We start from the raw sequence: 14451 nt of genomic DNA, 5'->3' as shown, positions 1-14451 counted from the left end.
AACATCACAAAATGTGAAAAAAAACCACTCAATGTAAACAAAAACGCTCTATCGATTCATAAAATTTTATGCAACCAAGATATGGTTCGAAGAATAACTCCGATCCATATCACTTTATCTGTATTTTCATAGAGTTATCACTCTAATCCTGCAACCACCGGATCGCTTCGTCATAATTGTCAAAGTAACGGATGTCTCCTGAGATAAACCAACTCCCTACTTTCGCCGCCAGAGCCTGCCACTCCTGATGGCCATACAGAGCAACTTTATTAAAATCCGCACCATGTTGCAGACCCAGTTTAAAGTCATCCCACGCCGCCCGCAGCTCCCAGCCATCCAGCTCTGAAGCATCAAACAATACGTCGACAGTCGGTGTATTTACTTTGACCAGAGCGGCATCCAGAAGTGGTGTGATAATTTCATAATCCTGATGTGTTAGTGTCCCGACCGCTTTAATCAGTACAAAGAACTCGTGATCAACCCGTTCCAGTCCAATGGAGAGGCCATGCCTTTTATACGTCATCCGAACCTCCAAAATATCTGAGACAAAACCACAGGTAAAACCATAGAAAATCATATGATCAGTTAAGCCTAAGTCATTCTGTAACAGTTCACTTGGATCCATCCCACAAATTCAGCGCAAAGTGTACGAAAAATAACCAACTCATGACTTACCTTTCCCACTATCGATTCATGGTTGTTATCCATTTTACTTTGGTGATAATTTATTGTTTCCTATTCACCAATATTCAAATCACCTCACAGGATTTACAATACCTTGAGGTCATTTGTGTAGTATCACAGTAAAGACAGCACTTTATGACAAGTATCAAAACCCGCTGCCCTTCATGCCACGCCATGAATCGCATTCCAGCCGAACGTGTCTCGGAGTCCCCGGTGTGTGGTAAATGTAAGCACGCCTTACTGGATGGCTTGCCAATCGAAGGCACTGCAGATAATTTTCAGACACTTCTTAACAGCGATGTTGCGGTTGTCGTAGACTTCTGGGCACCATGGTGCAATCCATGTGTCGGTTTTGCTCCGGTTTTTGAGCAAACAGCACAAGAGCGTGCCAGGTCGGTACGATTTGTCAAAATCGACACTGAAGCACAACAGACACTGGCTGCTCAGTTTCAGATTCGCAGTATTCCAACGGTAATGGTTTTTCATCAGGGACAGCGAATCAACATGATTAATGGCGCCCTGCCATATTCACAGTTTAATGCGTGGCTGGATGAATCACTGCAAGCTGTAGGAGAGTAACAGAACTTGCGGGACAAGCTCTTGGTGAACTGACAGAAGTGTCTGTCCATGCAGGGACAGACACTTTAAACATTGTCTATACAGGGGCATTGGCTGAAATCAGTAACGATTACCGACAACTTCAATATTGGCCATCGCCGTATCAAGTGCCAGTAAATCCTCTGCACTCAGATTTAAATCTGCTGCGGCCATATTTTCAGACAGACGCGCAATATTGCGCGAACCCGGAATTGGTACAATCCATGGTTTTTGAGCCAGCAACCAGGCTAGAGCCACTTGTGCTGAAGTTGCTTCATACTGCCGACCAATCCGCCGTAGTAAATCGATAACGACCTGATTCGCATCAATTGCTTCTGGCGTAAAACGCGGATTATGGCTACGCAGATCACTCTTGTCATAAGTGGTTTCTTTGGTAATCGTCCCGGTCAAAAAACCACGCCCCAGCGGACTGTAAGGCACCAGACCGATCCCCAGTTTTTCACAGGTCGGTAAAATTTCGGCTTCAATCTCACGCCACCAGATAGAATATTCACTCTGTAATGCTGTAACCGGCTGAACCGCATGAGCCCGACGAATTGTTTCGGCATTCGCTTCAGAAAGACCAAAATGCTTTACTTTCCCTTCCTGAATCAAATCTTTCACCGCACCAGCAACATCTTCAATAGGCACATTAGGATCGACACGATGCTGGTAGAAAAGGTCAATACACTCGACTCCCAGCCGTTTCAGAGATGCTTCAGCGACACGTTTAATTTGCTCAGGGCGACTATCAAATCCGACTGACGGTGATGGACCGAACCCCGGCCGATGTTTAAAGCCGAATTTAGTTGCAATCACCAGTTTTGATTTGTCTACTGCTGAAAATGCTTCACCCAGTAATTCTTCGTTGGTAAATGGTCCGTAGACTTCCGCCGTATCAAAAAACGTAACTCCCATATCCAAAGACTGATGCAGAAACTGAATCATTTCCTGCTTGTCGGTCGGCTTATCCGAAAAACTCATTCGCATACACCCCAGACCAAGAGCCGTCACTTCAAGGCCACTGGCACCTAAAATTCTTTTCTTCATTGGACAAATCCTGTTTCACCCTAAAAGGAGACTCAGTGTAAACACTCAGATTATTTATGATAATAAATGAATATTTGATGCACCTATAAATCACATTCATAAGTGCAAAAACTTACAGGGACAGACGCTTTTAGATATGGAGCCCAAGCTTACGGGGGACAGATACTTTTAGATACAGAGAAAAGAAACTTGTGAAGCAGGAAACTTACAGAACCTACAGGGACAGACACTATAAAGTGCCTGTCCTCAGAAGAAACGGACGATAAAGTGTAATCGCAGGGAGCTCAGACAAGAACCAGTTCAACCCGGATATTTCCGCGTGTTGCATTTGAATACGGACACACCTGATGGGCTTTTTCAATCAGCGCCTGAGCAACACTGCGTTCGAGTTCAGGGAGAGCAATATGCAGTTCAACATCGATGGCAAAACCGGCACCTGCCGTATTTTGTCCGATTCCAACTTTTGCGGTAACACTTGTTTCCGGTGACAGTTTAATTTTGTCTTGCATAGCGACAAACTTCATCGCACCAATAAAACAGGCCGAATATCCGGCAGCAAATAGCTGTTCCGGGTTGGTTCCTTCACCACCAGCACCACCAAGTTCTTTTGGCGTACTGAGATTCACCTGTAATTTATGATCGTCAGCAACAGACTTGCCATCTCGTCCGCCAGTAGAAGTCACCTGTGTAGAATATAGAATGTTCATAATTTATTCCTCTATTTGTTATTGCGATAACTATTTAGTTTAAAAAGAGCAGAAGCATTCTCTTGTTGAAAAGAATGCTATCGCAATAACTATTATTGTGCAACTATTTTTTTTGATTCGCGAGAAGAATATCTCTCAGAGCGATGATCTTGTCTTTCATCGCCATCAGCTCTCCGCCCGGGACACCACAGGTCTCAATCAAACATTGATTAATTTTCATCGCTTCGGCTTTCAGTTGCTGACCTCTGGCTGTCAAACGGACACTGAGGGAGCGTTCATCATGTGGCAGACGGGTGCGATCAACCAAACCTTCCTGCTCCATTCGTTTGATCACAGGAGTTAAAGCACCAGATTTCTGCCCTAACCGTTCACCAATATCTTTCAGTCCGATACCATCCTGTTCCCAAAGAATCAGTAAAACGAGATATTGTGGATACGTCAGCCCCAGCGGTTCAAGTAATGGCTTATATATCTGCGTCATTGCCAGAGACGTGGAATAAAGGGCAAAACATAGCTGGTTATCAAGCAATAAGACGTTACTATCGGACATCATCTTTACTTCTTATCATGCGTTCACTGCATCACTGTCAGTTCAAACGGGCTGGGGTTGATGAATCAGTGAGTGTGTCCTCACAACACCAGAAAACGGCCCTGTCGGCTGTGATCATTATATTTCAGGATAAACATCCCGGATCACAGCCATAAAGCAAGAGCCTGACACACCACTTACGAATTTAAATATGGGACTGACTTTACTCATCAGCCGTTGCGTTATGAATCGCCTTCTTTGTGGAGTGATAAACATCACTCGACTTTTCTTTCGTCGCATCCCATATCTCAGAGGAATCTTTTTTCACACCGCTCCAGGTTGAAGAACAAGCACTCAAAAACAAAACCAATATGGCGATAAGTCCATACTTCATTGACACTCTCCTCTCAGGTATTCTCATTTTCCCAAACGTCTATGACGGAAGAATAGCACGATAACGTACAGCGCTTCCGATAACTTCCATTAAAATTATAACGGATTACAGTTACGGGAAAGCACATATGATGTAATAACATGGTGCCGCTTGCGTAAAGCGAATGTCAAAATTGTTACCGATAACGCGACGAATATCTCATAATTTCATTTTTAATGAAACAGAGCGAATAGTGTGTGCACTCATCCACTGTTTTCAGCGTTTGGAAAGGGAAGCAATGCTGACACAACCCCCAATAAACAAAAGTCAGGATGGAATGATTTATCAACTAACAGCGATAAATTCTGCCGAATCGTACACGGCTCAGAAGCATGGACAATTGTCAGACCATCAAATTGCTTCTTCTGCAATTAACGGTTCATTAGTATTCAGAGAACGAGAACCAGGACTCAGCCAGTGTGCCAGCACTGACTGAAGCTCTGAACGGTGAAATGGTTTACTGAGTTGATCATCCATAATTTCTTTGATCAACGCAGTTTCCCGTTTTCCCGATTCTCCGGAAAAAGCAATCACCGGAACTGAAGCTCGAAGCGCCTTCATTTCCCTGGTTGCATCAAATCCATTCATCACTGGCATCTGGACATCCATGATGACCAGTTCAACAGGATGGGACTGGAACAGTACTAACGCCTCCCGCCCATTCCCGGCTTCAATCACCCGATATCCCAGTTGTTTTAAGTAAGTCACTAAAAGCACCCGCTGAGAGATCATATCGTCCACAACCAGAATCAAATGATCCGGGGATACAGGTTGCATTTCTGCTTCAGGAGCCATTTCCGGCTCGGAAACTGTGATTTGATCAGTCAACACCGATAGTTCACTGGCTGTAGGAGATACCTTCGGAAAGTGCAGTCTGAACTCCGTAAATTTACCATATTCCGAATTGCACTGAATCGAACCACCAAAGGCCCGCATCACCCGCTGGCAATAGCTGAGCCCCAGGCCACTGCCATTCGGCTTATCGTAACTGTAAAACTCCTCAAAAATTCGGGTACGGACGTCATCAGGGATTCCCGGTCCGGTATCTCTGAAAATGATACAGTTACTTTTCTGACCGGATTCGGTTCTGATTTCAACCTGACTTTCAGCATAAGAGCTGAAGTAATAAAGCGCATTTCTCAACAAATTAAAAATGACAAAGTTAAATAGCGTCTCATTAACTTTAAGAGGAAACCCATCATCAGCCGCAATATGAATCCTCTGCCGGTATGACTCATCATCAAAACCAAATTGTTCCACAGACTGACGGATGAGCTGATCGGTATGCAATGTTGACACCGAAGCCTGCAAAGATGAGTCACCGATTTCACGCAGGATAATATCAATCAGTTGGTTGCCGCGTTGAATTGCGTCGCTTGCCTTATCAAAACCATGCAATATTGTCTGGGTATCCATGTTTTGCAGTACATAAAGTTTTAACAGGTCCAGATGGGACTGAACCTGTGACAACGGATTACGAACTTCATGGGCAATCGAGTATGCCAGCGCCGAATATTTCTGAACTTTGACATGAGAATTAATGTAAAACTGGGCCTCATGAATAATACGTTGCAGTGTCTTGACTTCTTCATTTGAAAAGAGTCTGCCACTACTTTTATGCGTTGAGACAAACAGATGAGAAATAGCGTTGTGACTATCAAAAATAGGAATAATGAGCGCGGCATCACTCTGGTTCATTCGCTCATGAAGTTCACTGAGTGTCTTGAGCCCTCTTTTAGCAAATTCCAGCTTTTCCTGTACTTCATCCAATATCAATACATCTGAACTCTGTGAAAAATAATGCCGGTAAAATTCAAGCTCTGCATCATTTTTGATGATCTTCATCTGATCATCCGGTACATCTAACATCCGGGAGATTTTATGAATAGCATCTAAAGGATCTCTTTTAAAATCATCAATATATGAATTCAACCGTTCAATAGGATGAACATCTGCATGATAGATTACCCGGGTGACCCATTTTTTTACAAAGAGAAAAACCCATCTCCAGGTTAGTCCTACAATTGGAATATAGGAATAAATAAATGAATATGATGGCCCAATAAATATATTTACAGCGATTAATGGTACTATATAGATAATAGAAGTAGTAACTATCGTGGTCATCAAATGCATCATATAACGAACACTATAAAACCGTGATGTCATTAATGCATATCCTGTGAATATCATTTCACTAACTGATAATATTGGAGGTGCCCATGTAAAAGAAAAATTACTAAAAAATAGAGCAACAACACCATGTATTACAATATTAGACAACATAAATATTACAATACCAAAGATCATATAATAAGCTTTGGTTTTGCCTAATTGACTACGAACATTTAGTCTCAAGGATATAATATTAATAAATGTAATAACAATAATAAGAAATGCAAATAAAAAGAATAATGATGTATACTCTCCAAAGTTTATTACAAAATTACTTACAGAGAAAACCTTAACCTCTAATATAGTTAAGTTTGGAATGACATTTAAAATCAGCCCACATGAAGATAGTAAAGCAATGACAACATATATATATGAAGGAACCTTTATATGAAAATATCCCTGTTTTAACTCACAAGAAAATAAACATGCAAAAACAACAGCAAATAATGCAAATACATTTGCAAGAATAGCCACGTCTTTGGCTACAGCTTCGGAATAAAAGGTAAGCAGTTCGGTATGAAAATAGAGATTAGACAAAATCCATAAAAAAACAAATACTGAGTATACAATATAAAATCTATAGTAACTATTCACTAATTTTACATTTTTAGACTTCAATTTATAGACAAAATAAAACACCCAACCAATTACAACAATTGATACCAGCAATAATCCGAAAGCCTTAGGATATATCATCAAATCATTATATATAATATCCATTTATAATCTCCTTAGGATATTGCTTCACTATCTTTCTGTGAAAAACACTTTTTCTTATAATCTGAATAAGTTAGCTTACTAAACTGTATGTCTAATTTTTTAATGATAGATATCCCTTTATAAGTAATATTACCTGTATCCTTTAGGTCACACTGTCCAACAAGAAGGAATATATCTTTCCCCAAACTTTGGTAAAATGATACTTCCATAGCCTGCTCTGTAATAATAAAAGCAACAGACATGTTTCTCCTAGCCAGTAACTGAGTCAATTTTTTTTGAGCCAAATATAGTATAAACAATTGCTTATGTGATGCCCCACATGTTGTTAGTCGAATTACTTCACAAATCTCTCTCTTATCAAGAATCATGTTGTTCAAACTATTTTCAAAAGAAATGAGACTTTCATAATTTGGTTTAATATCTTTATGAACTTTTATAGATTTATTGAGATATTTCTTAAAACCTTTATGAGCTCTCAAATCCCATCGTTCCGACTGAAAAAACGGTGCATAATAAAGCCATTGTTCTTTCTCATGCCAAAATTGTATCCGAGCTGTCGACACAATCATCTCCAGCCCTTTTTTTTTACCGGGACAGACATGATAAAATGCGTTCCCCGAGTGGACAACTCTAGTGCATACAGCATCTCATACCATTTTTTCCCTTTTACAAATGCATGTAGATTCGACAAAAGAACTGCATCCGCCAGCCGGACCGGGAATGTTTCATACATTGTCAGATAAACTCGATTTATCTGTTGAATATTATCAATCAGTTGACTGTGATAATCATTCTCATTGTATGTTAATTGAAAGTCATCAAAATAATAATAATAATTCTTATATTGGTTCTTAATTTGATATATTTCATATTCACACCAAAAATCAGCATAATTACTAAATATCGACAATGCCAATGATTCGATATATAAATCTTCAGCTGATAACTGCATTGGATTGTTTTTTATAATCGTTTTATATTTTTCACAACTGATTTTACCTGCCATATTCAAATGGCTATATTCTGGATACTCAGTCTCCAGTTGGTGAATTCTGGTCTTCAGTGTATTTCCTATTCTACTCCTTGCACATCCTGAATATACATTGTCAACCATACCAAATAAGTCTTCTTTGTTTGAGACAAAAGTATTGTTATAAGCGTTAACCTTCATTTACCACTCCACATCTATCATATACATTATATTTCTGAGAATAATGTCAATATGACGACGATTCGTGGCTTTTCTGACAAGCCGAAATCAAAAATACGCGGTTAATACGCTGGTAATTACTTAGGGGTTAAGGATATATGCAACAAATATGAAGTGCAACCGGTTAGCAGATCATATCTTCTATTAATAGTGAGGTTATTTTGCAAGTAACTTACAGGGACACACACCGTAATCATTGAAAGCGTGTGTCCTTATAATAATGCCGCCGTAAAGCAATTACTCCGACCAGGTTTCGTAATGGACCACCTGACTGAGCGGGGTTCGATCCAGCCAGCCTGCGCTTTCCAGTTCAGGCTGTGGCTGGAAGTGGGTGACATGTCCGATGCACATGTAACCGAGAATATCGAGGTGTTCCGGAATGGATAAGGCAGCACGCAAGACAGAATCGTGCAGGATGCTAACCCAGCCGAATCCGAGGTTTTCAGCCCGTGCGGCCAGCCACATATTCTGGACGGCACACACGGCGCTGTAGCGATCCATTTCCGGCTTGATAGTCCTGCCAATCACAACCGGACCATTACGGCTCCGGTCACAGGTGACACAGATACCAACCGGAGCTTCAACAATACCTTCCAGTTTAAAGCGCCGGTAAGTATCTTGTTTGTCTTCAGCGAACATCAGGGCCGATTCATGATGTGCCTGTTCGAAACCGGCTTTGATTGCCTGACGGGTTTGCAGGCTGCGCACTACGATAAAATCCCACGGCTGCATAAAACCGACACTGGGAGCATGGTGTGCGGCATTGAGAATCCGTTCCAGCACCGCATCATCAATTGGTTCGGAAGTAAACTGGCTTCTGACATCTCTGCGGGAGAACAGAATGTTGTAAAATGTTTCTCTGTCTTGGGGAGTAAATTCCATAACGATATCAACCGGAAAAAACTCTCTAGATAACATAAATGGGCTGAAAATCACATCAGCAATATACAGGGCGAAGAAAAACTGATCGTTTTCTCTTCGCCCCACACATACCTCAGCCAAATTTTCTCTTACGAGATCGATTCAGATAAACTACGGCTGAAATTAATTTTCAGCCGGATTTTCGATTAAAGTCACGTTCTGTAAGCCTTCAACTTCATCTTCAAATGCTTTCAGACGTTTATAAATGGAAAGTAACTCAACGATTGTTGTCCATGAATTCACCAAATACTGGAAAGAACTCTCAACCTGACTGAAAGCGTTCAGGATCCGTTGCATCACACCCAGAGTAAAAACACCGGCGACAATCGAAGGAGCCAGTGCAATCAGCGGAACAAAAGCCCCCACCTGTAAATAGCCATAACGCACAACATTGAAATAAACATAATGCATATAAAGGCGGAAGTAGTTCTGACGCACATGACCGAATAATTCTTTCAAGGTTTGAGGTTCGGCCCGGTGTTCATTGTCTTCACCATAAACCAACTCTTTTCGGTAAGCCGCCTCGACACGCTGATTTTTAAACTCTAGTCCCGGCAGTTTTACACCAGCCACAGCCAGTAATACGGTTCCGATCACTGACCAGATAATGGCAACAAACACCAGCCCCTGAGAAACCTCACCGATCAGTGGCAGCTCTTTCACATAACCGGATAAACTCCACAAAATCGGCAAAAATGCAATCAGTGTCATAACAGCATTCAGAAGACTGACACCTAAACTTTCAACAATCGATGCAAAACGCATTGTATCTTCCTGAATCCGCTGCGATGCCCCTTCAATATGACGTACATGTTGCCAGCGGGCAGTATAATAGTCCGTCATAGCTGTTCGCCACCGGAAGACATAGTGACTAACAAAGAAGTTGTTACACACCGCGACCATAATCGCAATCATCAAAATAACAGCTACCGTTGCCAGTTCACCGTAAAAGTCACTCAGGGTAATACTGTTAGGATTCGACAAAGCTTGTTGAATCAAATTGTAAAAATTACCATACCATTCATTCAGCATGACGCTGACTTCGACCTGAAACCAGGTAATAAAAACAATCAACGCCGAACCGGCTACTGACCAGCGGGCCCATTTCTGCCCGCCGTATTTCAGCCAGACCGCCATAAAGAGTGCATAACAGACAAACATATACTGATACAGCCAGGCATTGGTTGCGCTCTCCTGTGCCTGCTGAAAAGCCGCCTGCGCCGCCGGAGCGGCATCGACAAGGAGTGGCTGCGGGAATTCAATCCCGACCAGATAAGCCAGACTAAGATCAGAACCGAGATCCCGGAGGCCGGTATACCAGCTAATCACACAAAGCAGTGCCCAGATAACGAAGCTGAGAAAAAACAATTTTGGTTTCGGAAAGAAAGAATCAAACACTATATCAATCTCTTCTTATTTCACTGATGGTTATCGTGCCTAATAAGCGATCTCATGAAGCACGGTAAAAAATGAATCACAGAGACAATATTCACTATCCTTTGATGACATGCAATATCTCTATACCCAGATAACCTCAAGATGCCGGATTCAGAGCACCTCTTGAGATCATTTGAATATAGGACAAATGAAAATCATTAAAATTCCCCTGTCTATCATTCAGTCCTCAAAGTGACTTTATGTTCGCAGAAAAATCATCGGGATAGCAGGCCGTACAAACATGCTTGTCGGCATTCAGAATATGGATTACAAAGGCAGATTCGGAAGATAAATGAAGGTGGGAGGGACGAAAACAGATGCTAATGGTTTATCCGGTGGAAGCATCCTACACCACCGAAGACGGGAAATGCTCTCTCTGACATCGTTTCATAATGAAAATCAGAAATTTACCCAGGATAAAGCAAGAAAGAAAGTAATCACGGAAGTAACGGCAAACATGGCAAAAATGCCAGCAAGCTCTTTAACCGCAGTGATCACAGATGCACCGATTTTTGCCTGAGGAACAGTGGCAGTAACTTGTGAAGAAAGAATTGAACTCATGACTTTACTCCTGTCTGTTATTTTGTTTCACAACCGTACGAGATACAGCTCAAATTATCGACAATTATGTGACTCAAGTCAACATTTACAGTAATTAAATTACATAAATCTGTAAATATTCACTTCATTGGCAGAATAATCACAAACCAAATCAAGGAGAAAAAAACAAGTCAGGTATCAATGAGAGAAAATTGAATATAAGCCACAGCGTACAAACTGTGGCTTGTGCGAGATTCGTTCGGAATCAACCGATCAGGCGTTCACTGTTCACCATATGTTCATTAAACACGATCGTCTGTGCCCGTTTGAAGAAGTTAAAATCAGTCGCCGTTGCACTGGTATATGCGCCCATCATACAGCCGACAACTAAATCACCATTCTCCAGTCTGGGTAACATGATGTCTTCAGCAATGACGTCAATACTGTCGCAGGTCGGCCCGGCCAGGACACTCGGGAAAAGCTCATCATCCTGTTTCAGAGTCACCAACGGATATTGCGCATCATCAAACATCAGGCCACTGAAAGATCCGTAAATACCATCATCAAGGTAATACCACATCTGGCCTTCCCGCTCAGCCTGTCCCATCACTGAAGCCACACTCATCATCGCCTGTGCCACGATAAAACGTCCGGGTTCAGCCAGTACCTGCACGGTTTCCGGCAACTCATTCAGTGCTTCGTTGATCGGCACACAAAACTGCTCAATCGGCATCACCTGTCTGGTATAAGTGACCGGAAAGCCACCACCGATATCCAGCGTACTCAGGGCAGGTAGTCCCCGTTCCACAACCTGTTCCATCACTTCTTTACAAGTCCGGATCGCATCAACATATTTTTGTGGATGGATCGTCTGTGACCCGACATGAAATGACAGACCTTTAATATGAATATTCCACGCCTGAGCCGTTTCAATAATGGTCAGCGCCTGTTCCGGAGAACAGCCGAATTTTTTCGACAAATCAGCAAATGCTTCAGCATTGCGGAAACTCAGACGCACCAGCAGTTCCACCTCATCCCGATACGGTTTGAATTTCGCCAGCTCGTTCAGGTTATCGACCACAAATACGCGACAGCCATAAGCCAGAGCATCACGGATATCCGCATCCCGTTTAATCGGATGAGTATGAATCGTCCGTTCAGCCGGAACACCTTCCTGTGCCGCCAGCTCAACTTCACCACTGGTTGCCAGATCGAAATTCGCACCTTCTTCGAGCAAGGTTCTGACCACCACCGGATGCGGCAGAGGTTTCAGTGCGAAATGCAGTGTCACATTCGGTAATGCATCATTCAGAGCATGATACTGGCGACGGATGCTATCACAGTCCAGCATCAGTAACGGTGCACCGAATTGTGCGACAGATGATTCGATCAACTGAATCTCGTCCGCAGAAAGAGTTTGAGTAGTAAAAGACTGAAAACTTAATACAGAATGGGAATGAGCCATCACAAACCTCCGGGGTCAGTCACTTTTCACCGGAGTCATGATGAAAAGTGGAGCGTCAATAAAAGCGTCGGTACGCTGTCAAAGTCACTCTTGGATAGTTGCTCTATCGCCTTGCCACAAAGCTGTGATGTACTCGGATTGGCTATCATCAAGAAGCCCGAAGATAGTAAGGTCATGTGGGGACAGGCGCAATAAAAAACAGCCCCGGAAAGGCAAAATTTTTTTATGGTCAGGATAATATTGATTGATGGAATGAACGTCAGTCATCCTCCTGACTAAATTAAATCAGGACAACCTAATATTGATCAAATCGCGTACCCATAAGATGGCATATTATCTCCGGTATGATTTTTTCCACAAAACATCATACGCCTTAACCATCACCTGCTGTGGGAGTTGTAACATTGAATCATATCGCGTCTGGTTGTCTGCGATTCTTGCTGTTGAGCTGCATGATACTGACATCCGCGATTGCCGGTGCGCAATCGCTCTCTTTTGCCTGGCCGCTGAATGTCGGGCCATTGAATCCCCATCTCTATTCACCGAATCAGATGTTCGCCCAGAGCATGGTTTATGAACCTTTAGTCAAATACCAAACCGACGGAAGTGTCACTCCCTGGCTCGCCACTCACTGGGACATTTCACCCGATGGGAAAACCTACACCTTCACATTACGCCAGCATGTCACTTTTTCAAACGGTGAGCCGTTTAATGCTCAGGCTGTCGCTGCGAATTTTAAAGCCATCATGGAGAACAAGGCACGTCACTCATGGCTTGAACTGGTCAATCAAATCGACACTTATCAGGCTGTCGACAACAACACATTTGTCCTGACCTTAAAGCACGCCTACTATCCGGTACTTCAGGAACTGGCTCTGCCGCGCCCGTTCCGTTTTATTGCACCATCCCAGTTTATTCAAGGCGGAACCCAAAACGGCATTCAAAAACCGATTGGAACCGGCCCGTGGATGCTGACCCGCTCGCGTCTGAATCAGGATGATGAATTTCAGGCCAATCCACATTACTGGGGTAAAAAACCAGCACTGGATGCGATTACGGTCAAAGTCATTCCCGATCCGAACAGCCGGGCACTGGCTTTTGAAACCGGCGACGTTGATCTGCTCTACGGCGTTGACAGCAGTGTTTCTCCGGACACTTTTGAACGTTTCAAACAGTCAGGTCAGTACACCACCGACCTCTCCGCCCCCATTGAAACCATTGTATTAGCCATCAACACCCGGCTTGCTCCGACCAATGACATTGCCGTACGCCGGGCAATCAATCATGCCGTCAACAAAAAAGCGATGATTCAGTCGGTTCTGTACAACACGCAGCAGGAAGCCAGCTCACTGTTTGCTCCGGAAGTTCCTTATGCCGACATCGGCCTGAAGCCCTATCAATATGATCCGGAGCTGGCGAAACAACTGCTGGAGCAGGCCGGCTGGAAACTCCGTCAGGGTGAAATGGTTCGTCATAAAGGGACACAGACACTCAGTATCGATCTTGCTTATATCGGCACCAATCCGAATCAGAAATCGATGGCAGAAATCATTCAGGGAGAACTGCGTAAGATCGGAATCCAAATCAACCTGATTGGCGAAGAAGAAAGCTCGGTACTAAGCCGCCAGCGAACCGGCAAGTTCGGACTGATTTTCAACCACACCTGGGGAGCGCCTTATGATCCGCACGCTTTTATCAGTTCGATGCGTGTCCCAGCTCACGCAGATTTTCAGGCCCAGTCAGGACTCAAAGATAAACCGGTGATTGATCAGGAGATTGGCCAGGTGCTGCTAACGACCGATAAACAACAGCGTCAGGTGCTCTACCGCGATATTTTAACCCGACTCCATGAGGAAGCTGTTTATCTGCCACTCACCTGGGTTCGCTTATACGTTGTCGCCAATCCAAAGCTCGGGCAGATCCCATTTGATGCGATTCCCAGTCAGATCCCATTTGACCAGATTGTCCCGGCGGTGAACTGAG

15 protein-coding genes are annotated in these 14451 nt (G+C 43.2%); 3 read left to right on the top strand and 12 right to left on the bottom strand.

The features are described from left to right. Positions 1-142 precede the first annotated feature (142 nt). Positions 143-523 carry a SpoIIAA family protein gene (locus tag OCU74_RS17100; protein ID WP_087481204.1) on the bottom strand — a complete coding sequence of 127 codons (381 nt, stop codon included), beginning with the start codon at positions 521-523 and terminating at the stop codon, positions 143-145. Positions 524-819: 296 nt separating this feature from the next. On the opposite strand from OCU74_RS17100, the gene trxC reads away from it, so the two are divergent. Continuing rightward, a complete protein-coding gene (gene trxC, locus OCU74_RS17095; RefSeq protein ID WP_087481143.1) occupies positions 820-1263 on the top strand; it encodes a thioredoxin TrxC in 444 nt (147 codons plus the stop codon). 99 nt (positions 1264-1362) lie between these two features. On the opposite strand, the gene OCU74_RS17090 is transcribed toward trxC, so the two are convergent. The 11 genes from OCU74_RS17090 to OCU74_RS17040 all read right to left on the bottom strand — a co-directional run bounded on the left by OCU74_RS17090 (position 1363) and on the right by OCU74_RS17040 (position 12468). Further along, the gene (locus OCU74_RS17090; RefSeq protein WP_087481144.1) at positions 1363-2331 is read right to left on the bottom strand and encodes an aldo/keto reductase; all 969 of its coding nucleotides are present in this window, start codon (positions 2329-2331) and stop codon (positions 1363-1365) included. A 284-nt stretch (positions 2332-2615) separates the two neighbouring features. Beyond that, on the bottom strand, positions 2616-3038 hold the full coding sequence (locus OCU74_RS17085; protein WP_087481145.1) for an organic hydroperoxide resistance protein: 423 nt from the start codon (positions 3036-3038) through the stop codon (positions 2616-2618). A 103-nt stretch (positions 3039-3141) separates the two neighbouring features. Next, positions 3142-3591 carry a MarR family winged helix-turn-helix transcriptional regulator gene (locus tag OCU74_RS17080; protein ID WP_200807719.1) on the bottom strand — a complete coding sequence of 150 codons (450 nt, stop codon included), beginning with the start codon at positions 3589-3591 and terminating at the stop codon, positions 3142-3144. A gap of 199 nt (positions 3592-3790) precedes the next feature. Next, on the bottom strand, positions 3791-3961 hold the full coding sequence (locus tag OCU74_RS17075) for an entericidin EcnAB (RefSeq protein ID WP_200807720.1): 171 nt from the start codon (positions 3959-3961) through the stop codon (positions 3791-3793). A 390-nt stretch (positions 3962-4351) separates the two neighbouring features. Next, complete coding sequence (locus OCU74_RS17070) at positions 4352-5845, bottom strand: ATP-binding response regulator (RefSeq protein WP_159457421.1); 1494 nt, start codon at positions 5843-5845, stop codon at positions 4352-4354. Positions 5846-6906: 1061 nt separating this feature from the next. Then, positions 6907-7458 (bottom strand): acyl-homoserine-lactone synthase, encoded by a 552-nt coding sequence (locus OCU74_RS17065; RefSeq protein ID WP_143693206.1) that lies wholly within the window; start codon positions 7456-7458, stop codon positions 6907-6909. A gap of 2 nt (positions 7459-7460) precedes the next feature. Then, entirely contained in the window at positions 7461-8066 is a 606-nt protein-coding gene (locus tag OCU74_RS17060; protein ID WP_087481148.1) for an acyl-homoserine-lactone synthase, read from the bottom strand. Positions 8067-8342: 276 nt separating this feature from the next. Further along, positions 8343-8987 (bottom strand): 5,6-dimethylbenzimidazole synthase, encoded by a 645-nt coding sequence (gene bluB, locus OCU74_RS17055; protein ID WP_087481206.1) that lies wholly within the window; start codon positions 8985-8987, stop codon positions 8343-8345. Positions 8988-9149: 162 nt separating this feature from the next. Further along, a complete protein-coding gene (gene sbmA / locus OCU74_RS17050; protein ID WP_087481149.1) occupies positions 9150-10424 on the bottom strand; it encodes a peptide antibiotic transporter SbmA in 1275 nt (424 codons plus the stop codon). A gap of 438 nt (positions 10425-10862) precedes the next feature. Beyond that, on the bottom strand, positions 10863-11024 hold the full coding sequence (locus OCU74_RS17045; protein WP_159457422.1) for a hypothetical protein: 162 nt from the start codon (positions 11022-11024) through the stop codon (positions 10863-10865). Between the two features lie 244 nt (positions 11025-11268). After that, positions 11269-12468: a type III PLP-dependent enzyme gene (locus OCU74_RS17040; protein ID WP_087481150.1), complete on the bottom strand. Its 1200-nt coding sequence runs from the start codon at positions 12466-12468 to the stop codon at positions 11269-11271. On the opposite strand from OCU74_RS17040, the gene OCU74_RS17035 reads away from it, so the two are divergent. Further along, positions 12460-12663, top strand: coding sequence for a hypothetical protein (locus tag OCU74_RS17035; RefSeq protein WP_087481151.1), 204 nt, complete (start codon positions 12460-12462; stop codon positions 12661-12663). The genes OCU74_RS17040 and OCU74_RS17035 overlap by 9 nt on opposite strands. A 257-nt stretch (positions 12664-12920) precedes the next feature. Continuing rightward, complete coding sequence (nikA, locus tag OCU74_RS17030; protein WP_087481152.1) at positions 12921-14450, top strand: nickel ABC transporter substrate-binding protein; 1530 nt, start codon at positions 12921-12923, stop codon at positions 14448-14450. The last annotated feature ends 1 nt before the right edge of the window (position 14451 follow it).

Origin of the sequence: Vibrio mangrovi, assembly GCF_024346955.1 — a bacterium.
In the GTDB taxonomy this organism is placed as follows: Bacteria; Pseudomonadota; Gammaproteobacteria; order Enterobacterales; family Vibrionaceae; genus Vibrio; species Vibrio mangrovi.
This window is presented reverse-complemented; position numbering and strand designations above follow the sequence as displayed.

Bases quoted from the DNA above. Each gene is read 5' to 3' on its own strand.
- trxC (WP_087481143.1), top strand. From the start codon at position 820: ATGACAAGTATCAAAACCCGCTGCCCTTCATGCCACGCCATGAATCGC.
- OCU74_RS17045 (WP_159457422.1), bottom strand. From the start codon at position 11,024: ATGAGTTCAATTCTTTCTTCACAAGTTACTGCCACTGTTCCTCAGGCA.
- bluB (WP_087481206.1), bottom strand. From the start codon at position 8,987: ATGGAATTTACTCCCCAAGACAGAGAAACATTTTACAACATTCTGTTC.
- nikA (WP_087481152.1), top strand. From the start codon at position 12,921: ATGATACTGACATCCGCGATTGCCGGTGCGCAATCGCTCTCTTTTGCC.
- OCU74_RS17035 (WP_087481151.1), top strand. From the start codon at position 12,460: ATGAGCCATCACAAACCTCCGGGGTCAGTCACTTTTCACCGGAGTCAT.
- OCU74_RS17080 (WP_200807719.1), bottom strand. From the start codon at position 3,591: ATGATGTCCGATAGTAACGTCTTATTGCTTGATAACCAGCTATGTTTT.
- OCU74_RS17040 (WP_087481150.1), bottom strand. From the start codon at position 12,468: ATGGCTCATTCCCATTCTGTATTAAGTTTTCAGTCTTTTACTACTCAA.
- OCU74_RS17085 (WP_087481145.1), bottom strand. From the start codon at position 3,038: ATGAACATTCTATATTCTACACAGGTGACTTCTACTGGCGGACGAGAT.
- OCU74_RS17090 (WP_087481144.1), bottom strand. From the start codon at position 2,331: ATGAAGAAAAGAATTTTAGGTGCCAGTGGCCTTGAAGTGACGGCTCTT.
- OCU74_RS17075 (WP_200807720.1), bottom strand. From the start codon at position 3,961: ATGAAGTATGGACTTATCGCCATATTGGTTTTGTTTTTGAGTGCTTGT.
- OCU74_RS17070 (WP_159457421.1), bottom strand. From the start codon at position 5,845: ATGAAGATCATCAAAAATGATGCAGAGCTTGAATTTTACCGGCATTAT.
- OCU74_RS17060 (WP_087481148.1), bottom strand. From the start codon at position 8,066: ATGAAGGTTAACGCTTATAACAATACTTTTGTCTCAAACAAAGAAGAC.
- OCU74_RS17100 (WP_087481204.1), bottom strand. From the start codon at position 523: ATGACGTATAAAAGGCATGGCCTCTCCATTGGACTGGAACGGGTTGAT.